The organism is Thalassobaculum fulvum, assembly GCF_014652915.1.
In the GTDB taxonomy this organism is placed as follows: domain Bacteria; phylum Pseudomonadota; class Alphaproteobacteria; order Thalassobaculales; family Thalassobaculaceae; genus Thalassobaculum_A; species Thalassobaculum_A fulvum.
Genome location: NZ_BMZS01000001.1, coordinates 424,212 through 446,565, shown reverse-complemented (window position 1 = coordinate 446,565; position 22,354 = coordinate 424,212). Strand labels below are relative to the sequence as shown.

The 22,354-nt window shown below is 72.5% G+C and carries 22 protein-coding genes and 1 tRNA gene; 9 read left to right on the top strand and 14 right to left on the bottom strand.

Translation table 11 applies throughout. The features are described 5' to 3' along the window. The first annotated feature begins 77 nt into the window (after positions 1-77). Positions 78-398 carry a thioredoxin TrxA gene (trxA, locus tag IE246_RS01990; protein ID WP_189987229.1) on the top strand — a complete coding sequence of 107 codons (321 nt, stop codon included), beginning with the start codon at positions 78-80 and terminating at the stop codon, positions 396-398. Positions 399-601: 203 nt separating this feature from the next. On the opposite strand, the gene IE246_RS01985 is transcribed toward trxA, so the two are convergent. The 7 genes from IE246_RS01985 to IE246_RS01955 form a co-directional block, all read right to left on the bottom strand. After that, on the bottom strand, positions 602-1,825 hold the full coding sequence (locus IE246_RS01985; RefSeq protein WP_229836235.1) for a bifunctional folylpolyglutamate synthase/dihydrofolate synthase: 1,224 nt from the start codon (positions 1,823-1,825) through the stop codon (positions 602-604). Between the two features lie 142 nt (positions 1,826-1,967). Next, the gene (gene accD / locus IE246_RS01980; RefSeq protein WP_189987228.1) at positions 1,968-3,023 is read right to left on the bottom strand and encodes an acetyl-CoA carboxylase, carboxyltransferase subunit beta; all 1,056 of its coding nucleotides are present in this window, start codon (positions 3,021-3,023) and stop codon (positions 1,968-1,970) included. A 196-nt stretch (positions 3,024-3,219) separates the two neighbouring features. Further along, positions 3,220-4,086: a tryptophan synthase subunit alpha gene (trpA, locus tag IE246_RS01975; protein ID WP_229836232.1), complete on the bottom strand. Its 867-nt coding sequence runs from the start codon at positions 4,084-4,086 to the stop codon at positions 3,220-3,222. Further along, positions 4,083-5,309: a tryptophan synthase subunit beta gene (trpB, locus tag IE246_RS01970; RefSeq protein ID WP_189987227.1), complete on the bottom strand. Its 1,227-nt coding sequence runs from the start codon at positions 5,307-5,309 to the stop codon at positions 4,083-4,085. The genes trpA and trpB overlap by 4 nt, the downstream gene beginning before the upstream one ends. Positions 5,310-5,412: 103 nt before the next feature. Beyond that, positions 5,413-6,063 carry a phosphoribosylanthranilate isomerase gene (locus IE246_RS01965; protein ID WP_189987226.1) on the bottom strand — a complete coding sequence of 217 codons (651 nt, stop codon included), beginning with the start codon at positions 6,061-6,063 and terminating at the stop codon, positions 5,413-5,415. Further along, entirely contained in the window at positions 6,060-6,818 is a 759-nt protein-coding gene (gene pyrF / locus IE246_RS01960) for an orotidine-5'-phosphate decarboxylase (RefSeq protein ID WP_189987225.1), read from the bottom strand. Before pyrF ends, IE246_RS01965 begins: the two co-directional genes overlap by 4 nt. Then, positions 6,815-7,192: a LapA family protein gene (locus tag IE246_RS01955; protein ID WP_189987224.1), complete on the bottom strand. Its 378-nt coding sequence runs from the start codon at positions 7,190-7,192 to the stop codon at positions 6,815-6,817. Before IE246_RS01955 ends, pyrF begins: the two co-directional genes overlap by 4 nt. A gap of 182 nt (positions 7,193-7,374) precedes the next feature. On the opposite strand from IE246_RS01955, the gene IE246_RS01950 reads away from it, so the two are divergent. Beyond that, entirely contained in the window at positions 7,375-9,171 is a 1,797-nt protein-coding gene (locus IE246_RS01950) for a feruloyl-CoA synthase (RefSeq protein WP_229836220.1), read from the top strand. 39 nt (positions 9,172-9,210) lie between these two features. Then, a complete protein-coding gene (locus IE246_RS01945) occupies positions 9,211-10,023 on the top strand; it encodes an alpha/beta hydrolase (protein WP_189987222.1) in 813 nt (270 codons plus the stop codon). A gap of 4 nt (positions 10,024-10,027) precedes the next feature. Here IE246_RS01945 and IE246_RS01940 read toward each other — a convergent pair whose 3' ends face one another. Continuing rightward, on the bottom strand, positions 10,028-10,672 hold the full coding sequence (locus IE246_RS01940) for an FMN-binding negative transcriptional regulator (RefSeq protein ID WP_189987221.1): 645 nt from the start codon (positions 10,670-10,672) through the stop codon (positions 10,028-10,030). Between the two features lie 97 nt (positions 10,673-10,769). Between IE246_RS01940 and pdxR the strand changes: the two genes are divergently transcribed. Next, positions 10,770-12,302 (top strand): MocR-like pyridoxine biosynthesis transcription factor PdxR, encoded by a 1,533-nt coding sequence (gene pdxR / locus IE246_RS01935; protein WP_189987220.1) that lies wholly within the window; start codon positions 10,770-10,772, stop codon positions 12,300-12,302. Between the two features lie 185 nt (positions 12,303-12,487). Here pdxR and ihfB read toward each other — a convergent pair whose 3' ends face one another. The 4 genes from ihfB to aroA form a co-directional block, all read right to left on the bottom strand. Continuing rightward, positions 12,488-12,766, bottom strand: coding sequence for an integration host factor subunit beta (gene ihfB, locus IE246_RS01930; RefSeq protein ID WP_189987219.1), 279 nt, complete (start codon positions 12,764-12,766; stop codon positions 12,488-12,490). Positions 12,767-12,984: 218 nt separating this feature from the next. Further along, positions 12,985-14,688 (bottom strand): 30S ribosomal protein S1, encoded by a 1,704-nt coding sequence (rpsA, locus tag IE246_RS01925; protein WP_189987218.1) that lies wholly within the window; start codon positions 14,686-14,688, stop codon positions 12,985-12,987. Positions 14,689-14,879: 191 nt separating this feature from the next. Further along, positions 14,880-15,500, bottom strand: coding sequence for a (d)CMP kinase (gene cmk, locus IE246_RS01920; protein ID WP_189987217.1), 621 nt, complete (start codon positions 15,498-15,500; stop codon positions 14,880-14,882). Positions 15,501-15,542: 42 nt separating this feature from the next. Beyond that, positions 15,543-16,883 (bottom strand): 3-phosphoshikimate 1-carboxyvinyltransferase, encoded by a 1,341-nt coding sequence (gene aroA / locus IE246_RS01915; RefSeq protein ID WP_189987216.1) that lies wholly within the window; start codon positions 16,881-16,883, stop codon positions 15,543-15,545. Positions 16,884-17,041: 158 nt separating this feature from the next. On the opposite strand from aroA, the gene IE246_RS01910 reads away from it, so the two are divergent. The 4 genes from IE246_RS01910 to IE246_RS01895 all read left to right on the top strand — a co-directional run bounded on the left by IE246_RS01910 (position 17,042) and on the right by IE246_RS01895 (position 19,754). After that, the gene (locus IE246_RS01910) at positions 17,042-17,551 is read left to right on the top strand and encodes a TIGR02300 family protein (protein WP_229836219.1); all 510 of its coding nucleotides are present in this window, start codon (positions 17,042-17,044) and stop codon (positions 17,549-17,551) included. A gap of 103 nt (positions 17,552-17,654) precedes the next feature. Next, a tRNA-Ala gene (locus IE246_RS01905) sits at positions 17,655-17,730 on the top strand. 159 nt (positions 17,731-17,889) lie between these two features. Then, complete coding sequence (locus IE246_RS01900; RefSeq protein WP_189987215.1) at positions 17,890-18,360, top strand: winged helix-turn-helix transcriptional regulator; 471 nt, start codon at positions 17,890-17,892, stop codon at positions 18,358-18,360. Next, entirely contained in the window at positions 18,357-19,754 is a 1,398-nt protein-coding gene (locus IE246_RS01895; RefSeq protein WP_229836217.1) for an MATE family efflux transporter, read from the top strand. Before IE246_RS01900 ends, IE246_RS01895 begins: the two co-directional genes overlap by 4 nt. A 50-nt stretch (positions 19,755-19,804) precedes the next feature. Here the strand turns inward: IE246_RS01895 and IE246_RS01890 are convergent, their stop codons facing one another. Next, positions 19,805-20,317: a copper chaperone PCu(A)C gene (locus IE246_RS01890; RefSeq protein WP_189987214.1), complete on the bottom strand. Its 513-nt coding sequence runs from the start codon at positions 20,315-20,317 to the stop codon at positions 19,805-19,807. A 104-nt stretch (positions 20,318-20,421) separates the two neighbouring features. Continuing rightward, a complete protein-coding gene (locus IE246_RS01885) occupies positions 20,422-20,772 on the bottom strand; it encodes a DUF2946 family protein (protein WP_189987213.1) in 351 nt (116 codons plus the stop codon). A gap of 237 nt (positions 20,773-21,009) precedes the next feature. On the opposite strand from IE246_RS01885, the gene IE246_RS01880 reads away from it, so the two are divergent. Beyond that, positions 21,010-22,353, top strand: a complete 1,344-nt coding sequence (locus IE246_RS01880) for an NAD(P)/FAD-dependent oxidoreductase (RefSeq protein WP_189987212.1) — start codon at positions 21,010-21,012, stop codon at positions 22,351-22,353. Position 22,354: the final 1 nt, after the last annotated feature.

Sequence of the window (22,354 nt, the reverse complement as noted above, 5' to 3'; positions counted from 1 at the left end):
GCCGTGCGGCGATGCTTGACCCCCCAACCGCGCGTTCCTAGATTCTGCCGGAACGCATTCTTGGAGAGGATGACTCGATGGCGACGGTCCCGGTATCCGACGGCTCCTTCGACGACGACGTGCTGAAGTCAGACAAGCCCGTGGTCGTGGACTTCTGGGCAGAATGGTGCGGGCCCTGCAAGATGATCGCCCCCGCGTTGGAGGAGATCTCGAGCGAGCTCGGCGACAAGGTCACGGTCGCCAAGGTCAACATCGACGACAACCCCAAGACCCCCGCCGCCTACGGGGTCCGGGGCATTCCGACCCTGATGCTGTTCAAGGACGGCCAAGTGGCCGCCATGAAGATCGGCGCACTCCCGAAGGGCGATCTCAAGGCCTGGATCGAGTCGTCGATCTGATACCCATAAGCGTGTGTGCGACGCTTACGGCCTCGCTTCGGCGAGGCCGTTTTGTTTTTGGGCGCCCGTCACGATAGGAATTCCAGGCCAGTCCTGCCCCTGGCGTGCCTGTCCGGAATGACGGCAGAGGGGCAGCAAGCGGCCGGCGCTCTCCCCTCCCTTCTCGCCGTTCCGGACGGATTGGCCCGGCGCAGCCGCGCCGGTCACCCGTGGTCGGCGAGCACCTTGCCGGCGAGGTACAGCGAGCCGGCGATCAGCACCCGGCCGCCGGGCCGCGGGTCCGCGCCGGCCCGGGCCACCGCCTCGGCCACGCTGGCCGCCGTGGTGGCGGGAACCCCGGCGTCGCGGGCCGCGGCCGCCGCGTCCTCGGCGCTGAGCGACGCCTGCTCGCCCGGGATCGTCACGGTGGCGACGCTGTCGACCAGCCCGGCGAAGTGCCGCAGGTAACCGCGCGGATCCTTGGTGTTCAGCATGCCGAGGATCAGGTGGACCGGCGCCTCGGGGTCGGCCCGCCGCCAGCCCGCGACATGCTCGCCGATCGCCCGGCCGGCGTCCTCGTTGTGGCCGCCGTCGAGCCACAGCGACCAGTCCGGCCGCACCCGGGCGAGCAGCGGCCCGCGGGTCAGCCGCTGCAGGCGCGCCGGCCAGGTCGCGCTCAGCAGGCCGCGGGCCCGGTCGACCGGCGCGTTGGCCAGCTCCGCGGCAACCGTCCGGCAGACGGCCAGCGCCAGTGCGGCGTTGCCGATCTGGTGCGCCCCCGGCAGCGCCGGCCGCGGCAGGGTCTCGCGCACCCCGTCCATCTCGAACACCAGGCGCTCGCCCTCCAGCCGGGCCGAGAACTCCCGGCCCCAGCGGGTCAGCGGGGCGCCGACCTCGGCGGCCCGCGCCTCGATCACCGCGAGCGCCCGCGGGTCCTGGATACCGATCACGCCCGGCACGCCAGGCTTCAGGATGCCCGCCTTCTCGAACGCGATCAGCTCCAGCGTGTCACCGAGATACTGCTGGTGGTCGATCGACACCGGCGCAATGGCGGCGGCGGCCGGCCGGCCGACCACGTTGGTGGCGTCGAACCGGCCGCCGAGGCCGACCTCCAGCACCAGCGCGTCGGCCGGGGTGCGGGCGAACGCCAGCAGGGCGGCCGCCGTGGTGATCTCGAACAGGGTGATCGGGGCGTCGGCGTTGACCGCCTCGCACTCCTCCAGGATCTCGGCGAACGACGGGTCGTCGATCTCGCGGCCGGCCAGCACGATACGCTCGTTGAACCGCACCAGATGCGGCGAGGTGTAGGCGTGCACCCGGTGGCCGGCGGCCTCGAGGATCGCCCTGGTATAGGCGCAGGTCGAGCCCTTGCCGTTGGTCCCGGCGACGTGGATCACCGGCGGCAGCGCGCGCTCCGGATTGCCGAGGGCGTCCAGCAGGCCCTGCATCCGGCCGAGCGACAGGTCGATCGCCTTCGGGTGCAGCCTCAGCAGGCGCTCGAGGATGGTCTCGGGGGCGACGGAAAGCGGTGCGACGATCGGAGGATCCTCCGGTCAGGGGCCGGCACGCCGCCGGCCCGGCATGTGAACCCTAGCGGGGGTCGTCGGGCGGCGCCTTCGTATCCGCGACGCGCTCCGTCGCTTTCCCGCCGTCCTTGCCGGACGCCCCGTCCTTCTCGGTCCCGGCCCTTTCACCCGCGGACTTGCCCGTCCCGGCTTGGGCGGCCTCCGGGTTGCCGGCCTCGGCGCGGGCTGGGATCTCCAGGTCCGGCTGCGGCATCGCCACGATCTGCGCTACCGGCCCGGGCCGCATCAGCAGCCGCAGGATGCGGGCCAGGGTGGCCTTCAGCTCCTTGCGCGACACCACGGCGTCGACCATGCCGTGCTCCAGCAGGTACTCGGCCTTCTGGAAGCCGTCGGGCAGCTGCTCGCGGATGGTCTCCTGGATCACCCGCTGGCCGGCGAAGCCGATGATCGAGCCCGGCTCGGCCAGGTGGATGTCGCCCAGCATCGCGAACGACGCGGTGACGCCGCCGGTGGTCGGGTCGGTCAGCACCACGACGAACGGCAGCCCCTTCTCCTTGAGGCGGTCGACCGCGGCGACCGTGCGCGGCATCTGCATGAGCGACAGGATGCCTTCCTGCATTCGCGCCCCGCCCGAGGACGGAAACACCACCAGGGCGGCGTCCTGGGTCTCGGCCAGCCGGGCGGCGCGGACCAGGGCGTCGCCGACGCCGGTGCCCATGGAGCCGCCCATGAAGCCGAAGTCGAACACCGCCGCGACCGTCACGATCCCGCCGACCGTGCCGTGCGCCACCACCATGGCGTCGCCGCGCCCGGTCTTGGCCTGGGCCTCGCGCAGCCGGTCGGAGTAGCGCTTGCTGTCGCGGAACTTCAGCGGGTCGACCGCCGGCCGCGGCAGCTCGATGGTGTCGTACTTGCCGTCGTCGAACAGGATCTTCATCCGCTCGACCGGCCCGATCCGCAGGTGGTGGCCGCATTCCGGGCAGACGTGCAGGTTCTGCTCCAGGTCGCGGTGGAAGATCATCTGCCCGCAGGCGACGCATTTGTGCCAGAGGTTGTCCGGCACCTCGCGGCGCACCAGCGCCTGGATCTTCGGCAGGACCGTGTTGGTGATCCAGTTCATGGGCGTGCCCCCGTCAAGCGTCCCAGGACCTCCGTCCCCGCATCGTGGGTCCCGGCTCCGCCGCGCCGGCCGCGCGTCGGTCCGGGATGAGGACGGAAGAGCGAAACATCCCCGAAGCCCTCATCCCGGCCGCAGCGGCAGAGCCGCGGAGAGCCGGGACCCACGGGGGCATTCGACGGTGTGTGCCTCCCGCCGATCATGCGTGCGGTGCCGGTCGCCGCGCGCCGCGCACGCCGTCGGCGAGGCCGCGCACGAAGCCGAGGGTATCGGACACCGTCGCCTCGGTCGCCCGGCCCTCGTGGTCGAGCGAGGCCTTGATGGTCTTGACCACCGCCGTTCCGACGATGGCGCCGTCGGCGCAGCGCGCGATGCCGGCCGCCTGCTCCGGGGTGGTGATGCCGAAGCCGACGCAGACCGGCAGGTCGGTGTGCCGCTTCAGCCGCTCGACCGCCTTGGTCACCAGGTCGGTCGGCACCTCGGCGGTGCCGGTGATGCCCATGATCGAGACGTAGTACACGAAGCCCGCGGTGTTCTTGAGTACCGCCGGCAGCCGCACGTCGTCGGTGGTCGGGGTCGCCAGCCGCACGAAGCCGAGGCCCCTGGCCAGCGCCGGCAGGCAGAGCTCGCGGTCCTCCTCCGGCGGCAGGTCGACCACGATCAGCCCGTCGACGCCGGAGGCCAGCGCATCCTCGATGAACCGGTCGACCCCGTAGCTGTAGATCGGGTTGTAGTACCCCATCAGGATCATCGGCGTGTCCTGGTCGCCGGCCCGGAACGCCCGCACCATCTCCAGCACGCCCGTCAGGGTCATGCCGGCCTTCAGGGCCCGCTGGCTCGACTCCTGGATCGCCGGGCCGTCGGCCATCGGGTCGGTGAACGGCATGCCGAACTCGATCATGTCGGCGCCGGCGCCCGGCAGGCCCTTCAGGATCGCCAGGCCGGTCTCGAAATCCGGGTCGCCGGCGCTGACGAATATCCCCAGCGCGCCGCGGCCCTCGGCCCTGAGCGCCGCGAACTTCGCATCGATGCGGGAGACCCCCGCCTTACCCCTGGCGTCGCTCACAGCAGCCCCATCTTCTCGAGCTTCGGCATGACCGCGTCCATGTCCTTGTCGCCGCGGCCGCACAGGTTCATCACCACGATCTGGTCCTTCGGGCGGTCGCCGATGAAGGTGCCGACATGGGCCAGGGCGTGGCTCGGCTCGAGCGCCGGGATGATGCCTTCCTTGCGGGTGCACAGGGCGAAGGCGCGCAGCGCGTCCTCGTCGTTGGCGGCCACGTACTTCACCCGGCCGATGTCGTTCAGCCAGGAATGCTCGGGGCCGATGCCGGGATAGTCGAGGCCGGCCGAGATCGAGTGCGCCTCGGTGATCTGGCCGTCGTCGTCCTGCAGCAGGTAGGTGCGGTTGCCGTGCAGCACGCCCGGCCGGCCGCCGTTCAGCGAGGCCGCGTGCTTGCCGCTGTTCAGCCCGAGGCCGCCGGCCTCGACGCCGATGATCTCGACGTCGGTGTCGTCCAGGAACGGGTGGAACAGCCCCATGGCGTTGGAGCCGCCGCCGATGCAGGCGACCAGGGTGTCCGGCAGCCGGCCCTCGGCCGCCATCATCTGCTGCTTCACCTCGATGCCGATGATCGACTGGAAGTCGCGGACCATCGCCGGGTACGGGTGCGGGCCGGCGACCGTGCCGATGATGTAGAAATGCGTCTCGGCCTTGGAGACCCAGTAGCGCAGGGCCTCGTTCATGGCGTCCTTCAGGGTGCCGGAGCCGGAGGTCACCGGGTGCACCTTGGCGCCGAGCAGGCGCATGCGGTCGACGTTCGGCTTCTGGCGCTCGACGTCCTCGGCGCCCATGAAGACCTCGCACTCCATGCCGAACAGCGCGCAGGCGGTGGCGGTCGCCACGCCGTGCTGGCCGGCGCCGGTCTCGGCGATGATCCGGGTCTTGCCCATGCGCTTGGCGAGCAGCGCCTGGCCCATGACGTTGTTGATCTTGTGGGCGCCGGTGTGGTTCAGCTCGTCGCGCTTGAAGTACAGTTTGGCGCCGCCGAAGTGCTCGGTCAGGCGCTCGGCGAAGTACAGCGGGCTCGGCCGGCCGATGTAGTGGGTGTGGTAGTAAGCGATCTGGCGCTGGAACTCCGGATCGGCCTTGGCCTCCTCGTACGCCTTCTCGACGCTGAGGATCAGCGGCATCAGCGTCTCGGCGACGTAGCGTCCGCCGAAGATCCCGAAATGCCCGTCGGCGTCCGGTCCGGCGCGCAGGCTGTTGGGTTGGGCCGTGGCGGCCATGGAACGCCCTCTCGTTTCGCGCGGTCTGTGTCCGTCCCCGGTCTTAAGGCCGCATGCCCGGCGGTGCAAGGGGGCGCACGGCGCGAGGGGCGGCGGTCCGGCGCTACCCCGCCTTCGCCGCCGCCACGAAGCCGCGGATCTTGTCCGGGCTCTTCACCCCCGGCCGGTCCTCGACCCCCGAGGAGGTGTCGACCGAGCGCACCCCGGTCAGGCGGATCGCCTCGGCGACGTTGCCGGCGTTCAGCCCGCCGGCCAGGGTCCAGGGCGTCGCCAGGACCAGCCCCTCCAGCAGGTGCCAGTCGAACGACAGCGCGTTGCCGCCCGGCAGGGCGCCGGCCATGTCCTTCGGCGGCCTGGCGTCGAACATGATGCGGTCGGCGACGCCGTCATAGGCCTGCGCCGCCTCGACGTCGGCCCGGTCGGCGACGCTGAGCACCTTCATCACCGGCAGGCCGGTGCGCGCCTTGATCTCGGCGACCCGCTCCGGGCTCTCCTTGCCGTGGAGTTGCAGCAGGTCGATCACCCCGGTCGCGGCCACCGCGTCGACCAGCGCGTCGTCGGCGTCGACCAGCAGCGCCACCCGGGTGATCCCGGCCGGCAGCTCGCGCGCCAGTTCGACGGCCCGCTCCGGCGTCACCGCGCGCGGGCTCCTCGGGAAGAACACGAAGCCGACCATGTCGGCCCCGGCCTCGCCCGCGGCACGGGCCGCGACCGGGTCGTTGATGCCGCAGATCTTGACCAGGACGCCGGTCATCCCATCGTTTCCGCGGCGATATCCAGGGCGATCACCCGGGCGGCCCCGGCCGGATCGTCGGCCCGGGTGATCGGCCGCCCGATCACCAGGTAGTCGGCGCCGGCGGCGACCGCCCGGCCGGGCGTCATCACCCGCTTCTGGTCGTCGTCGCCGCTGCCGGCCGGCCGGATGCCGGGCACCACCAGCAGGAAGTCCGGGCCGCAGGCCGCCCGGATCGCGGCGATCTCCAGTGGCGAGCACACGACGCCGTCGCAGCCGGAATCCTGCGCCAGCCGCGCCAGCCGCACCACCTGCTCGGCCGCCGGGCCGCGCTGCCCGACCGCCTCCAGGTCGCCGTCGTCCAGGCTGGTCAGCACCGTCACCGCGATCAGCTTGGGCCGGGCGATCCCGACCGACTCGGCGGTCTCGCGGTTGGCCTCCACCGCCGCCCGCATCATCGCGCCGCCGCCGGCGGCGTGGACGTTCAGGATCAGCGGCCGGCAGGCCGCGACCGCCGAGCGCACCGCACCGGCCACGGTGTTCGGGATGTCGTGGTACTTCAGGTCCAGGAACAGCGGCGTCGTGCCGGCGACCGCCCGGATGCCGTCGGGGCCCTGGGCGTTGAAGAACTCCATGCCGAGCTTGATGCCGCCGACCGAGTCGCCGAGCCGCTCGGCGAGGCCGATGGCGACGCCGCGGTCCGGGGTGTCGATGCCGACGAGGATGCGGTCCTTCGGCCGGATCGGCGCCTTGGACTGGATCGGAAAACGTGTCATGCGGCCTTCCCGGGGCGCCGGTCGACCAGGGCCGGGCGGCGCTCCGCCGGCACGGCGCGGGCCCGGATCTCCTCCTCGCGGATGCGCATGACGGCGATCTCGCGCTCCAGGTCCTCGGCGCGCCTCTCCGCCCGATCCGCGCGCCGCTTGTGCCCGAGTTCGCCGGCCCAGGCGATCACCTCGCCGATCAGCAGCCCCAGCCCGAGCGCCGGCAGCACCACCAGCGACAGCGACACCTCGATCTCGCCCGGAACCGGCCACAGCCTGATCGGCACGGCGTCCAGGTTGGAGACCGCGAACAGGATCACCAGCACGGTGATCGGGAACACGACCACGAACGACACCGCCCGGACCGCCCAGTTGCGTCGCGCCATGCTCTGTCTCCTCGCCTCGCTCGCTCGCCGCGCACCATATCGGCGGCCCCGTCCCCGGGCAATGCGGCGGCTTGGACAACGCCGCACCGGCCCGCTAGCCTTTCCGGAAAATGGGGCCTGCCGGGGGACATGCCAATGCCGCATCGTCCCGGGACCGGCCCCCCGAGACAGGGAGGTGGCCGGTGCACGGCCTGTTCGCGACGCCCGACATCGCGCGGGAGGACCGGCCCGACGGCAGCGTCCTGCTCCGTTCGCGCACCCCGCTCGGCGCCTTTCCGCCGACGCTCTGCCATCATCTCGAGGCACGCGCCGCCGAGCACCCGGACCGCGTCTTCCTGGCCGAGCGCGACGGCGACGGCTGGCGCGGCATCGGCTTCGGCGAGATGCGCCGCCGGGCCCGCGGCCTGGCCCAGGCGCTGATCGACCTGGGGCTCGCGGTCGGCGACCCGGTCCTGGTGATCTCCGACAACGCCATCGACCACGCGGTGGTGCAGTTCGCGGCGCTGTACGCCGGCCTGCCGGTGTGCCCGGTGTCGACCGCCTACGCCGTCGGCGCCGGCGAGTTCGCCCGGCTCAGGGCGGTGGCCGGCCGATTGCGGCCGCGGGCGGTCTATGCCGCCGATCCCGAGCGCTTCGGCCGGGCGATCGCCGCCCTCGGCCTCGACGGCGAGGTGCCGGTGCTCGACCCGGAAACCGTCGGTGCGCTCGCCGAGACGCCGGAGACCGCGGCGGTCGACGCCCGGCTGGCCGGACTCGGCCCGGAGACCGTCGCCAAGGTGCTGTTCACCTCGGGCTCGACCGGCGGGCCGAAGGGCGTGATCAACACCCACCGCATGCTGTGCGCCAACCAGCAGATGCTGGCGCAGATCTGGCCGTTCCTGACGCGCCGGCCGCCGGTGCTGGTCGACTGGATGCCGTGGAGCCACACCTTCGGCGGCAACCACAACCTCAACATGGCGCTGGCCCGCGGCGGCACCCTGCACATCGACACCGGCCGGCCGGTGCCGTCGGACATCGGCCGGACCGTCGAGAACCTGCGGTCGGTGTCGCCGACCCTGTACCTCAACGTGCCGCGCGGCTACGACGCGCTGCTGCCGTACCTGGAGGCCGACGCCGACCTGCGCGACCGGTTCTTCGCCGAGCTCGACCTGCTGTTCTACGGCGGCGCCAGCCTGCCGCAGAGCCTGCGCGAGCGGCTGGAGGCGCTCGGGCTGGCGGCGACCGGCCGGCGGCCGACGGTCACCACCGGCTACGGCTCGACCGAGACCGCGCCGCTGGCGATCGGCGCCCACCACCCGACCGAGCACACCGGGGTGATCGGGGTGCCGGTGCCCGGCTCCGAAGTGCTGCTGCGGCCGGAGACCGGCAAGCTGTCGGTCGCCATGCGCGGGCCGCACATAACCCCCGGCTACCTGAACGACCCGGAGCGCACCGCCGAGGCGTTCGACGAGGAGGGGTTCTGGAAGAGCGGCGACGCGGTCCGGATGACCGACCCGGACCGGCCGGAGGCCGGCCTGGTGTTCGACGGCCGGCTGGCCGAGGACTTCAAGCTGCTGACCGGCACCTGGGTCGCCGCCGGCACCCTCAGGCTGGCCGCCATCGCCGCCTGCGCGCCGGTCGCCCAGGACGTGGTGGTTGCCGGTCAGGACCGGAACAGCATCGCCATCCTGGTCTTCCCGAACCTCGGGGAGTGCGCCCGGATCGCCGGGCTGCCGAAGGAAACCGACCCGGCCACGGTGCTGGCCCACCCGGCGGTGCGCGAGACCGTCCGCAGGGGCCTGGCGGCGCACAATGCCGCCTATCCCTCGTCCAGCACCGCGATTACCCGGGCCCTGCTGCTGACCGAGCCGCCGGACGTCGAGTCCGGCGAGATCACCGACAAGGGCTACATCAACCAGCGCGGCGCCCTGGAGCGCCGGGCCGCCGACGTCGAGGCGCTGTACGCCGAGCCGCCGGGCGAGGCGGTGATCGTGGCCTGAGCGCCCCTGTTCTCGCAGCGCAGTCTTCCCGGAGCCCCGATGCCCCTGCACGAGACCGACTTCGGCACCGTCGAGACCCTGGAGTGGGGCGACGGCGAGGACCTGGTGGTGCTGCTGCACGCGCTGGCCGCCGGCCCCTGGGGCTTCGGGCCGCTGGCCGAGCGGCTGCTGCGCCCGGGCCGGCGGATCGTGGCCCCCGCCCTGCACGGCTACGGCGGCACCCGGGTGGCCGGCGCCGACCATCCGGTGCAGGCGCATCTGGCGGTGGCGCGCTGGGCGCTGCGGTCCGGCGGCCGGCCGGTCCTGCTGTTCGGCCATTCCATGGGCGGACTGACGGCGCTGCTGGCGGCCGCCGGCCGCGACGACCTGGCGGCGCTGGTGCTGTTCGAGCCGATCGTCCACGCCTCGCTCGACCGCGACGACCCCGAGGACCGGGCGCTCGGCGCCCTGGAGCGCGGGATGATCCGGCGGATCCGCGAGGGCGTCGACCGCGGCGACCCGGAGCCGGCGCTGGCCGCCTTCATCGAGGCCTGGAACGAGGCCCGCTGGGGCGCCCTGCCGCCGAAGCTGCGCGAGCGGCTGCTGGCCGACGCCGAGCGGCTGGCGGTCGAGACCGCGACGGTCGCCGACTACACGCTGCCGGCCGGCTTCTGGCCGACGGTCACGACCCCGACCACGGTGCTGTACGGCGACCGCTCGATGGCGCTGGCCGCCCGCTTCGCACAACGGCTGGCGCAGCGCCTGCCGACCGCGCGGGCGTGCTGCCTGCCCGGACTCGGCCACATGGCGCCGGCGCTGGCGGCCGACGCCGTGGCGACGGCGGTCGAGGAAGCGCTGGCCGCCCGGACCTGACCGGCTACCCGGCCAGCCGCCGCATCCAGGCCGCGGTCGCCGCCGCGTCCGGGCCGCCGAGCGCGTCGAGCGCCGCGACCACGCCGCCGCGGTCGGCCTCGCCCTTGTTCTGCGACAGCTTGGCCTTGGCCTCCAGGCGCTCGACCGGCAGCCGGAACGCGACGATGCCCTTCATCATCCGCTCGAGCAGGCCCGGCGCCATCTTGCCCAGGGTCCAGGGCTGCTTCGGCGCCAGCGCCGCCTCGTGCACCGCCGACAGATCGGCCAGCAGGCGCTCGACCTCGGCCGGCTCGGCGACGGGCTGCAGCGGGCCGGACGCGTGCACCGCGACGTAGTTCCAGGTCGGCACCTGGTTCTCCGCTTCGTACCAGTCCGGCGAGACGTAGGCGTTCGGACCGGAGAACACCAGCGTCGCCCTGACCGGGGCCTCGGCGGTCGATCCCGCGATCAGGCCGGCCGTCGGATTGGCCCTGGAGACGTGGCCGCGCAGGGTCAGGTCGTCTCCATCCGCGTCCAGCAGCACCGGCAGGTGGGTGATCTCGAGTTCGCCACGGGCGGTCGCCACCACCAGCAGGGCGAACGGGTTGGCGCGCATGGTCTCGAGGGTCGCATCGCGGTCTTCGAGCCGGAAGGCGGGCGGGATGTACATCGCTGTCACCGTTGGCGGCGGATGGAACGGCGGTTCGCTTACGCGCCATTTGGTCGTATCATGAGGGCCAAAGTCGACTCATACATGGGGCCAAGGAATGGCGGACGCCTTGCCGGTCTGGAGCGTGTTCCAGGTCGACCGCGCCGAGACCACGCCGATGCAGGAGCAGATCGCCGCGTTCTTCCGCCGGGCGATCGCCGACGGCCGCCTCGGGCCCGGCGCGCGGCTGCCCTCGACCCGCAGCCTGGCCGAGCAGATGGCGGTGGCGCGCAACACCGTCAGCCTGGCCTACGAGCGGCTGGCGGCGGAGGGCTATGTCGAGGGCCGGCGCGGCGGCGGCACCCGGGTGGCGCGCGACCTGCCGGACCTGACGCCGACGGTCCCGCCGGCCGCCCGCGCGATGCCGGTCGAGCGGCCGCCGGTGCGGCTGGCCCGGGCCGCCCGGATCATGCTGGACGAGCGGGTCGGCACCGCCGGCTCCGGTTCCGGCGCGATCCCGGAACCCCTGCAGCCCGGCCGGCCGGGCCTGGACGCGTTCCCGGGGCGGGTGTGGGCGCGGCTGGCCGGCCGGTTCTGGCGCGAGACCCCGGCCACCGACTTCGGCTACGGCGACCCGGCCGGGCATCCGGTGCTGCGCCAGGCGCTGGCGCGCTATCTCGGCGCGTTCCGTGGCCTGTCGCTCGACCCCGACGCGATCATCGTCACCTCCGGCGCCCAGCAGGCCATCGACCTGGTGGCGCGCGCCCTGCTCGACCCGGGCGACGCGGTGGTGCTGGAGGAGCCGTGCTATCCCGGCCTGCGCGGGCCGATGGCGGCGACCGGCGCCCGGCTGGTGCCGGTGCCGGTCGACGGCGAGGGGCTGGACGTGGCGGCGGCCCGGCGGGCGGCGGGCGACGCCCGGCTGGTGACGGTGACCCCGACCCATCACTTCCCGCTCGGCGTGACCCTGTCGCTGGCCCGGCGGCGCGCGCTGGTCGACTGGGCCGGCGCGGTCGGCAACGACGGGACCGGCGCCGGCGGGCCGTGGGTCCTGGAGGACGACTACGACGGCGAGTTCCGCTACGGCGGCAAGCCGGTGCCGCCTTTGAAGGCGCTCGACGGGGCCGGACGCGTGCTCTACGTCGGCACCGTCTCGAAGGCGCTGGCGCCGGCGCTGCGCATCGGCTTCGTCGCCGCGCCCTCGCCGCTGGCCGAGCCGCTGGTCCGGCTGCGCGGGCATTTCGACCGGCAGCCGGCGCTGGACGCCCAGGTGATCCTGGCGCGCTTCCTGGACGACGGCCACATGGCCGGGCACCTGCGCCGGATGCGCACCCTGTACCGCGACCGCCGCGACGCCCTCGCCGACGCGCTGGAGGCCGCCCTCGGCCCGCGGGCCCGGGTCGAGCGGCCGGAGACCGGCATCAACCTGACGGTCGACCTGGAGGGCGGGCCGGGCGATCGGGCGGTGGTCGAGGCGGCGCGGGCGCGCGGCGTGTCGCCGGCGCCGCTGTCGGGCTTCTACCGGGAGGCCGCCCGCCGCAACGGACTGCTGATCGGCTTCGCGTCGCTGCCGCGGGCGCGCGCCGGCTGGGCGGCGCGGATGGTGCGCGAGGCGATCGACGCGGCCGGGCGCGGGGCGGCGGGCCGGTAGTCCCGGAGCCATACCCCCTCGCCTCATCCCGGACCGGGCCGCGAACAGCGGTACGGATCCGGGACCGGTCTGGTCACGGGTGTCGCATGCCCCGTCGCGGGCAATCGACAGGTCCCGGTTCGGCTCACCCGCTCGCGCAGGCGCTCCGCCCGGGATGAGGACGGAAGGAACAGGTGACGCGACGCCTAGGTATTCAGCTTGTCGCGCAGCAGCTTGCCGGTCTTGAAGAACGGGACGTACTTCGACTCCACCTTCACGGCCTCCCCGGTGCGGGGGTTGCGGCCGACCCGGGCGTCGCGACGCTTGACGGAGAACGCGCCGAAGCCGCGCAGTTCCACGCGGTCGCCGCGAGCCAGGGCGTTGGAGATCTCGTCGAAAATCGTCGACACGATCCGCTCGACGTCCCGCTGAAACAGGTGCGGGTTGGCTTCCGCCAGCCGTGCGATCAATTCTGACTTCGTCATGATCGCGAACCTCCGCGATTCCCAGTCGCGAAGCGGCCGGCGCACTGTCGTCGGTGCACGAACCCGCCCCATAGCAGACATTGCCAGCGAAGCGAGGATGCGTCAAGCGTAAGTATCTCTAATAGAACCGTTTTTCGAACAACATGGCATGCAAGGAATCGGAAAGGGCCGCCCACCTCGCGGCAGACGGCCCCTCCGGACTCCCGGAACGACTGGAATCAGTCGCCCTGGCGGCCCTTCTCTTCCTTCTGGCGGAGTGCGGCACCCAGGATATCACCCAGGCTGGCCCCGCTGTCGGAGGAACCGTACTCGGCCATCGCCTGCTTCTCCTCGGCAACCTCGCGGGCCTTGATGGAGAGCGTGACCTTGCGGCTCTTGCTGTCGATGTTGGTGACCTTGGCGTCGACCTTCTCACCGACCGCGAAACGCTCCGGCCGCTGGTCCTGACGGTCGCGCGCCAGGTCCGACTTGCGGATGAAGCCGGTCATGCCGTCGCTCAGGCTGACCTCGATGCCGCCATCGGTGATCTGGGTGACCGTGCAGGTCACCACGCCGCCCTTCTTCAGGCCGGCGGCGCCGGCCGCGAACGGATCGCTGGTCAGCTGCTTGATGCCCAGCGAGATGCGCTCCTTCTCGGTGTCCACGTCCAAGACCTTGGTCTTGACCATGTCGCCCTTCTTGAAGGTCTGGATCGCCTCCTCGCCCGGGGTCTCCCAGTCGATGTCGGACAGGTGCACCATGCCGTCGATCTCGCCCGGCAGGCCGACGAACAGACCGAACTCGGTGATGTTCTTGACCTCGCCCTCGATCTCGGTGCCGGCCGGGAACTTCTCCGCGAACTCGTCCCACGGATTGCCCATGCACTGCTTGAGACCGAGCGAGATCCGGCGCTTGTTCGGGTCGACGTCCAGGATCATCACCTCGACCTCCTGGGAGGTGGAGACGATCTTGCCCGGATGGACGTTCTTCTTGGTCCAGCTCATCTCGGAGACGTGCACCAGGCCCTCGATCCCCGGCTCCAGCTCCACGAAGGCGCCGTAGTCGGTGATGTTGGTCACGCGGCCGGTGAACTTGGTGCCGACCGGGTACTTGAGCTCCACGCCCTCCCACGGATCGGCCTCGAGCTGCTTCATGCCGAGCGAGATGCGCTGGGTCTCCGGGTTGAAGCGGATGACCTGCACCTTCACGGTCTGGCCGATCTGCAGGGCCTCGGTCGGGTGGTTGATGCGGCGCCACGCGATGTCGGTGACGTGCAGCAGGCCGTCGACGCCGCCCAGGTCCACGAACGCACCGTAGTCGGTGATGTTCTTGACCACGCCGGAGAGGATCATGCCCTCCTTCAGCGAGGCGACCAGCTCCGAGCGGGCCTCGGCGCGGCTCTCCTCGAGGACGGCGCGGCGCGACACCACGATGTTGCCGCGGCGGCGGTCCATCTTGAGGATCTGGAACGGCTGCGGGGTGCCGAGCAGCGGGCCGATGTCGCGCACCGGCCGGATATCGACCTGGGAGCCCGGCAGGAACGCCACCGCGCCCGACAGGTCGACGGTGAAGCCGCCCTTGACCCGGCTGAAGATCACGCCGGTCACGCGCTCGTTGCCGTTGAAGGCGTTCTCGAGCTGCGCCCAGGCCTCCTCGCGGCGGGCCTTGTCTCGGCTCAGCATCGCCTCGCCGTTGCGGTCCTCGAGGCGCTCGACATAGACCTCGACGGTGTCGCCGGCCTTCAGCTCGGACTTCTGGCCTGGGGAGGTGAACTCCTTGAGCGCCACCCGGCCCTCGGACTTCAGGCCGACGTCGATCAGGGCAAAATCGTTCTCGATGCCGACGATGACACCCTTGACCACACTGCCCTCGATCGACGGCACCTGGCCGAAGGATTCCTCGAGCAGGGCCTCGAAGTCTTCGGAAACGGCTGCGTTAGCCATGAACTCTCCTCAAAGCGTAAGGACGGCCGCGCAGGGCGCGTCCGTCGTCTCGGCGGCTCGGATCTGGATCGATAAGGCCCGATCCTGTCTCGGGCGGCCCGGGTCTCCGTCCCGGGCGTCGGCCGAAGTCCGCGGCCGCCGGGTTGGTGGTTGATGGGCCGGCCGGGCCCCATGCCGCGGTCGGCTTTGCTTCAGGTCCGGGCGTCGATCACCGCGAGGGCACGTTCGAGGACCTGCTCGGGGGTCAGATCGGTGGTATCGATCTCGACCGCGTCGTCGGCCTTGCGCATCGGCGCCACGGCCCGTCCGGAGTCACGTGCATCCCGCGCCTCGATCTCGGCGCGAACGCGCTCGTATATACTGGCCTCGCCGCGCGCAAGCAACTCTTCGTGGCGACGCCGCGCCCGTTCGTCGGTCGAGGCCACGATATAGAGCTTCACCGGCGCGTCCGGCAGCACCACGGTGCCGACGTCGCGGCCGTCGAGCACCGCGCCCGGTGGCGTCGCCGCGAACGCGCGCTGGAAGTCCAGCAGGGCCTGCCGGACCGCCGGGATCGCCGCCACCACCGACGAGGCGTTGCCGACCTCGGCGCTGCGCAGGTCGGGCGAGTCGAGCAGGGCGGCGTCCAGGCCGCGGGCCGCCCGCTCGGCGGCCACCGGGTCGGCGGGATCCTCGCCGGCCCGCAGCACCTGCAGCGCGGTGGCGCGGTACAGCCCGCCGGTGTCCAGGTGGCGCAAGCCGAGCCGGGCGGCCAGCGCCCGCCCGAGGGTTCCCTTGCCGGCGCCCGCCGGCCCGTCGATGGCAATGATCAAACCGTCGCCTCCCCTCATGCCGCCCCCCTCATGCCGCCCCCTTCATGCCGCCTCCGGGCCCGGGGCGATCGCCGCCCCGGCGCCGTTCATCAGATCCGCGAAGCCCGGGAACGACGTCGCGATGGCCGCGGCATCGTCGATCGCCAGGCCCTCCTCCGACACCATGCCCAGGACCAGGAACGCCATGGCGATCCGGTGGTCCAGGTCGACCGGGATGGTGACCCCGCCGGCCACGCCGTTGCCGCCGCCGTGCACGATCAGGTCGTCGCCCGCCACCTCGACCCGCACGCCGCAGTCGGCGAGGCCGCGGGCCATGGCGCCGAGCCGGTCGCTCTCCTTGACCCGCAGTTCCTCGAGGCCGCGCATGACGGTGGTGCCTTCGGCCATCGCCGCGGCGACCGCCAGGATCGGGTATTCGTCGATCATCGACGGCGCCCGATCCGCCGGCACCTCGATGCCCTGCAGGCGGCCGGCCCGCACGATCAGGTCGGCGACCGGCTCGCCGGCCTCGGTGCGCGGGTTCGCCAACGTGATGTCGGCCCCCATCTCCTTGAGCGTCTCGAACAGCCCGAACCGCAGCGGGTTGGTGCCGACCCCCGGCAGGGTGACCTCGGAGCCCTCGACCAGCAGCGCCGCCACCGCCGGAAACGCCGCCGAGGACGGGTCGGCCGGCACCACCACCGGCCGGCCGGTCAGCTCCGGCTGCCCGACCAGGGTGACCCGGCGGCCGCCGCCGTCGAGGGCCTCGACCCGGACCTCGGCGCCGAAATGCCGGAGCATAGTCTCGGTGTGGTCGCGGGTCGGCTTCGGCTCGATCACCGTTGTCTCGCCGGCCGCCCCGAGGCCGGCCAGCAGCACCGCCGACTTCACCTGGGCCGACGCCATCGGCAGGGTGTACTCGATCGGAACCAGCACCTCGGGGCCGATCACGGCACCCGGCAGGCGCCCGCCGGCCCGGGTCACGAATTGGACGCCCATCTGCGACAGCGGGGTCATCACCCGGCCCATCGGCCGGCGCCGCAGCGAGCCGTCGCCGGTGAAGAAGGTGGTGATCGGCTGCTGCGCCGCGACCCCCATCAGCAGCCGGGCACCGGTGCCGGCGTTGCCGCAGTCGATCACGTCGGCCGGCTCGTCGAGCCCCGAGACCCCGCGCCCGTGCACCCGCCAGACCCCGTCGGCCCCGCGCTCGACCGCGCAGCCGAACGCCTGCATCGCGGCGGCGGTCGCCAGCACGTCCTCGCCCTCCAGGAGGCCGGCGATCGTGGTCTCGCCGACCGCGAGGCCGCCGAAGATCAGCGAGCGATGCGAGATCGACTTGTCGCCGGGCACCCGGAGCGTGCCGGTCAGCGGGCGGGCGCGGCGGGACAGCAACGGTGTCGGCATCGGTTCCTCCGGGGCCGGGGCAGCCGGCCGGTTCTGAAGTCGCGGCGTCTTAGCATGGTCGGGCCCGGTGGGCGAGCCGGCGCCCCCAGCCGGCATCTGTGGCATCCGGCCGCTCCCGGGGCCCGAGAGAAATTAGCCTTTGACATGGGTTACCGAACGTGGATATTCCCGCGCCACGCCGCCCGCCGGGCGATTTTGCGGGCGGATCTGCCGTCGGAAGAATTCGGAGCGACGACGTGGTAAAGCCGGAATGGGGCATCAAGCGTCTCTGCCAGTCGTGCGGAGCTCGCTATTACGACTTCCTGCGCACGCCGATCGTGTGCCCGAGTTGCGGCACGACCTTCGATTCCGAGGCGGTGCTGAAGAGCCGGCGCGCGCGTCCGCTGCCGGTCGACGACCCGAAGCCGAAGGCCCGCAAGGAGACCGCCGAGGTCGAGGATGCGGAGGACGTCGACGACGAGGAGGAAGAGGAACTCGACGAGGAGGAGGCCACCCTCGACGAGGATGACCTCGGCGACGACGAGGACGAGGCGGACGAGCCCGTCAAGCGGCTGCCGGATGTCGACGTGGACGACGATGACGACGATGTCGACCTGGCCGACGACGACGAAGACGACCTTGCGCCGATCGAGGACGAGGAAATCGAGGCCGAGGAGGAGGATCGCTGATCCTTCGCCGGTGGGGGAGCAAGCCCCTTCACAAACCCCTTGATCGCCCGGTTCTGACCCGCTACACAGCGGGCTCTCCGGGAGACCGGGGCACCCAGTTTCCGGGGCCATAGCTCAGCTGGGAGAGCGCTACAATGGCATTGTAGAGGTCGGGGGTTCGATTCCCCCTGGCTCCACCAAGTTCCCGCAGGGCCCGAAGCCGACGCTTCGGGCCCTGCGTCGTTTCGGCTCCCGCTATCACCGCCGTTCCACGTTCACCCCGCGACCGAAGGCTCCTCGCGACGACTGATCGACCTTAGTTACTTGCATAATGAAAGTGACTGATCCACCTTCACCGCATGCAGCGCACCTCGTTCGGATCCATGGCCTGCCCGATCGCCCGCTCGCTGGAGCGGGTCGGCGAGTGGTGGAGCATGCTGATCCTGCGCGACGCGCTGCGCGGCACGACCCGGTTCGACGACTTCCAGGCCGGCCTCGGGATCGCCCCGAACATGCTGTCGCGGCGGCTCAAGGCGCTGGTCGCGGCCGGGCTGCTGGAGAAACGCCGGTACTCCGATCGCCCGCCGCGCTACGAGTACGTCCCGACCGAATGCGGCCGCGACTTCCGCCCGGTGCTGCAGACCCTGCTGGCCTGGGGCAACCGGCACTTCGCGCCGGACGGCCCGCGCGTGCGTATCGTCGACACCGAGACCGGCGAGACCGCCGAACCGATCGTCGTCGACCGCCGGACCGGCCGGCCGTTGAGCGACCCGGTGTTCCGCACGGTCTACGGCCGACCGGCCGGGCAGCCGCAGGACGGCACCGCTTGAACGCCGGCCCCGATCCCGCAGTCGCCGCCGCGCCGCTGCAGTCGGCGATGAGCGAGCGCACCCGCCGCCTGCTGCACGACCCGATCCTGCCGCTGCTGCTGCGCATGGCCTGGCCGAACATCCTGATCATGCTGGCCCAGGCCGCCACCGGGCTGATCGAGACCTGGTGGGTGTCGCATCTCGGCACCGCCGCGCTGGCCGGCATGGCGCTGGTGTTCCCGCCGCTGATGCTGACCCAGATGATCTCGGCCGGCGCCATGGGCGGCGGCATCTCCTCGGCGATCGCCCGGGCGCTCGGCGGTGGCCGGCAGGACGAGGCCGACGCCCTGGTGCTGCACGCGGTGATCGTCAACCTCGCCATCGGGCTGGCGGTGTCGGCGACCTTCCTGCTGTGGGGCCGGGCGATCTTCGCGCTGCTGGGCGGCGAGGGCGCGGCGCTCGACGCCGCGGTGACCTACGCCAACGTGGTGTTCGCCGGCAACGCCCTGCTGTGGCTGCTGAACGGGCTGGCCAGCGTGATCCGCGGCACCGGCAACATGCTGGTGCCGGCGCTGGTGATCTGCGCCGGCGTGGTGCTGCTGGTGCCGCTGTCGCCGGTGCTGATCTTCGGGCTCGGCCCGCTGCCGGGGCTCGGCATCGCCGGCGGCGGGATGGCGCTGGTGCTGTTCTACGCCGGCGGCACCGCGGTGCTCGGCTGGTACATCCTGTCGGGCCGCAACCTCGCCCGGTTCCGCTGGGTGGCGCCGCGCTGGCCGCTGTTCCGGGCGATCCTGCGGGTCGGCGCGGTCGGGGCCGTCACCTCGCTGCAGACCAACGTCACCATCGCCCTGCTGACCGCCCTGGTAGCCGGGGCCGCCGGCACCGCCGCGGTCGCCGGCTTCGGCACCGCGGTCCGGCTGGAGTACCTGCTGGTGCCGCTGGTGTTCGGCCTGGGTGCGCCCGTAGTGGCGCTGGTCGGGACCAATGTCGGGGCCGGCCGGGACGCGCGGGCGCTGCGGATCGCGCTGACCGCCGGGGCGATCGCCTTCGTCATGACCGAGAGCATCGGCCTGGCGGCGGCGGTCTGGCCGGAGGCGTGGCTGTCGCTGTTCAGCGCCGAGCCGGACATGCTGGCGGCCGGCAGCGCCTATCTGCGCAGCGTCGGCCCGGTCTACGGCTTCTTCGGGCTGGGGCTGGTGCTGTACTTCGCGTCGCAGGGCGCCGGCCAGCTCGTGTGGCCGCTCGGCATCGGCTTCCTGCGGCTGGCGATCGCCACCGGCGGCGGCTGGCTGGCGCTGACCGCGACCGGTTCGCTCGACTGGCTGTTCGCGGCCGCCGCCGCCGCGCTCGTGGTGTACGGCGCGACCCTCGGCCTCGCGGTGCGCTCCGGCGTCTGGTTCCGCCGGTCACGGTAGTCCTGGCCGGTAGCCGGGGGCGGCACCCCGCCGCCCCCGAATCTCCGCGGTCAGTTGTGCTTCATGCCGCCCATGTGCTTCTTGCCGCCGGCGCCGATCGCCTCGACGGTGAAGGTCACCTCGACGGTCCCGGCGTTCTCGAAGGTCAGGGTGCCGGTGAAGCTGTCGCCCTGCTTCAGCATCTTCTTCAGGCCGATGAACATCAGGTGATAGCCGCCCGGTTCCAGCGCGACCTCGCCGCCGGCCGGCAGGATCAGCCCGTCCGGCAGCGGCCGCATGGTCATGACCCCGTTGTTCATGGCCATGCTGTGGATCTCGGTGGTGTCGGCGATCTCGGCGGTGGCCGACACCAGGCGGTCGTCGGCGGCGCCCTTGTTGGCGATGGCGACGAACCCGCCGGCGACCTTGGCGCCGTGCGGTGTGGCGCGGGCCCAGGGATGATCGAGGGTCAGGTCGCCGACCCTGAAGTCGTGCGCCCCGGCGGTGCCGGTGGCGACGACCAGCAGGGCGAGGGCGGCGGCGAAGGCGCGCGCGGCGCGCCGCAGAGTGGACAGGGAGGTCATGTCGGACTCCTTCCGAGGGACCGCGCGCCGCTCCGAAGGGCCGCGGTCCGAGTGCAACGATACGCGAGAGACGTGCCGGGCCCGGGGGGCGGGCACGGGAAACCTCACGCGGTTGCCGGAGGAGCCCGGGCGCTGCCCGGCGACCAGCGCTGCCCGGGGACCGTCGCGCCGGGCGGCGCGATCTCCAGCCGGGACGAGGCCGCGCTCGGGGCGGCCAACACGGCGTCGGTCGCCGGCGGCGGAGCGACGGTCGGGCCGGCCGCGCTGCAGCCGATCAGGCAGCAGCTCATGGGCTGCGAGCGAGCCGGAACGCCGCCGTCGCCGGGCGCCGCGCGGACTCCGTCGGGGGTGCAGATGACCGCGGCGAGCGCGCCGCCCGCTGCGGCATGGCCGGTGACCGACAGCCCGGCGACCATCGCCTGCACGACCAGCAGATAGCAGGTCGCCAGCGCCAACCAGGCTCGCCACCCGCTCCGCCATGCTCGTCGTCGAGCCGTCATCACGCTCCGCCCGTCGCCTTCGAGGCTTCGGTTAGCACGCAGCGGACCGGGGAACAACCGGCTCGCCGCTCGCCTCCGGCGCGGCCGCGGGGCGACGCGTCGACCCGGATCAGCCTCCCGCCCACCTGCCGGCCCTGATCCGAAATCAGGCGGCGTACGTAAACATCCCGGACATCGCACGAGAGGGGTCGCATGCGCATCGCCGTGATCGGTTCGGGGATCTCCGGCCTCAGCGCCGCCTGGCTGCTGAGCCGCCGCTACCAGGTGACGCTGTACGAGAAGCACGAGCGGCTCGGCGGTCACTCCAACACCGTGACCGTCGACTACGACGGCGTGCCGGTCGACGTCGACACCGGCTTCATCGTCTACAACGAGCGCACCTACCCCAACCTGGTCCGGCTGTTCCGGCATCTCGGGGTCGAGACCCAGGCCAGCGACATGAGCTTCGGGGTGTCGGTCGACGGCGGCCGGCTGGAATACGAGGGCTCGCTGCGCGGCCTGGTCGCCCAGCCGGCCAACCTGCTGAGCCCGCGCTACTGGCGGATGCTCGGCGACACCGTTCGGTTCTTCCGCAGTGCCGCCGCGCTTCTGGAGCAACCGGATGCCGGACCGACCCCCGGTGGCCCCACCCTCGGCGAGTGGCTGGCCCGCGAGGGCTACGGCGAAGGTTTCGTCGAGGACCACATCCTGCCGATGGGGGCAGCGATCTGGTCGTGCCCGGTCGCCACCATGCTCGACTTCCCGGCCCGCTCCTTCGTGCAGTTCTTCGAGAACCACCAGCTGCTCAACCTGATCGAGCGGCCGCAGTGGCGGACCGTGGCCGGCGGCTCCAGGCGCTACGTCGCCCGCATCGCCCACGACCTGCCGGGCCGGATCCGCTCGGCGACGCCGGTGGTCCGGGTGACGCCGGGGCCGGCCGGCGTGACGGTGACCGGGGCCGACGGCGAGAGCGCGACCTACGACCACGTCGTGCTGGCGACCCATGGCGACCAGGCGCTGCGGCTGATCGCCGAGCCGACCGCCGACGAGGTCGGCGTGCTGGGACGGTTCCGCTACCAGCCGAACGTCGCGGTCCTGCATCGCGACCCGGCGCAGATGCCGAAGCGCCGCGCCGCCTGGGCGGCCTGGAACTACCAGGCCGACCGGGACGAGCCGGGCGACCGTCGGGTGGCGCTGACCTACTGGATGAACCGGCTGCAGAACCTCGACCCCGACCGGCCGCTGTTCGTCACCATGAACCCGCTGCACGAGCCGGACCCGGCGGCGGTGTTCGCGCGGATCTCCTACGAGCACCCGGTGTTCGACACCGCGGCGATCGCCGCCCAGCGCGCCCTGCCGGCGATCCAGGGCCGGCGCCGGCTGTGGTTCTGCGGCAGCTACGCCGGCTGGGGCTTCCACGAGGACGGGCTGAAGGCCGGCATCGCCGTCGCCACCGCCCTCGGCGTCGCCCCGCCCTGGCCGTGCGACGTCGCCCCGGCCGACTTCAGCGAAGACCCGGCGGCCGGCGCGCCGATCCTGGCCGATGCGGCGGACTGAG

Excerpts from the sequence above, each read along its gene's own strand:
- trxA (WP_189987229.1), top strand. The coding sequence starts at position 78 with ATGGCGACGGTCCCGGTATCCGACGGCTCCTTCGACGACGACGTGCTG.
- IE246_RS01985 (WP_229836235.1), bottom strand. The coding sequence starts at position 1,825 with ATGCAGGGCCTGCTGGACGCCCTCGGCAATCCGGAGCGCGCGCTGCCG.
- accD (WP_189987228.1), bottom strand. The coding sequence starts at position 3,023 with ATGAACTGGATCACCAACACGGTCCTGCCGAAGATCCAGGCGCTGGTG.
- trpB (WP_189987227.1), bottom strand. The coding sequence starts at position 5,309 with ATGGCCGCCACGGCCCAACCCAACAGCCTGCGCGCCGGACCGGACGCC.
- IE246_RS01965 (WP_189987226.1), bottom strand. The coding sequence starts at position 6,063 with ATGACCGGCGTCCTGGTCAAGATCTGCGGCATCAACGACCCGGTCGCG.
- pyrF (WP_189987225.1), bottom strand. The coding sequence starts at position 6,818 with ATGACACGTTTTCCGATCCAGTCCAAGGCGCCGATCCGGCCGAAGGAC.
- IE246_RS01955 (WP_189987224.1), bottom strand. The coding sequence starts at position 7,192 with ATGGCGCGACGCAACTGGGCGGTCCGGGCGGTGTCGTTCGTGGTCGTG.
- IE246_RS01945 (WP_189987222.1), top strand. The coding sequence starts at position 9,211 with ATGCCCCTGCACGAGACCGACTTCGGCACCGTCGAGACCCTGGAGTGG.
- IE246_RS01940 (WP_189987221.1), bottom strand. The coding sequence starts at position 10,672 with ATGTACATCCCGCCCGCCTTCCGGCTCGAAGACCGCGATGCGACCCTC.
- pdxR (WP_189987220.1), top strand. The coding sequence starts at position 10,770 with ATGGCGGACGCCTTGCCGGTCTGGAGCGTGTTCCAGGTCGACCGCGCC.
- ihfB (WP_189987219.1), bottom strand. The coding sequence starts at position 12,766 with ATGACGAAGTCAGAATTGATCGCACGGCTGGCGGAAGCCAACCCGCAC.
- rpsA (WP_189987218.1), bottom strand. The coding sequence starts at position 14,688 with ATGGCTAACGCAGCCGTTTCCGAAGACTTCGAGGCCCTGCTCGAGGAA.
- aroA (WP_189987216.1), bottom strand. The coding sequence starts at position 16,883 with ATGCCGACACCGTTGCTGTCCCGCCGCGCCCGCCCGCTGACCGGCACG.
- IE246_RS01900 (WP_189987215.1), top strand. The coding sequence starts at position 17,890 with ATGCAGCGCACCTCGTTCGGATCCATGGCCTGCCCGATCGCCCGCTCG.
- IE246_RS01890 (WP_189987214.1), bottom strand. The coding sequence starts at position 20,317 with ATGACCTCCCTGTCCACTCTGCGGCGCGCCGCGCGCGCCTTCGCCGCC.
- IE246_RS01880 (WP_189987212.1), top strand. The coding sequence starts at position 21,010 with ATGCGCATCGCCGTGATCGGTTCGGGGATCTCCGGCCTCAGCGCCGCC.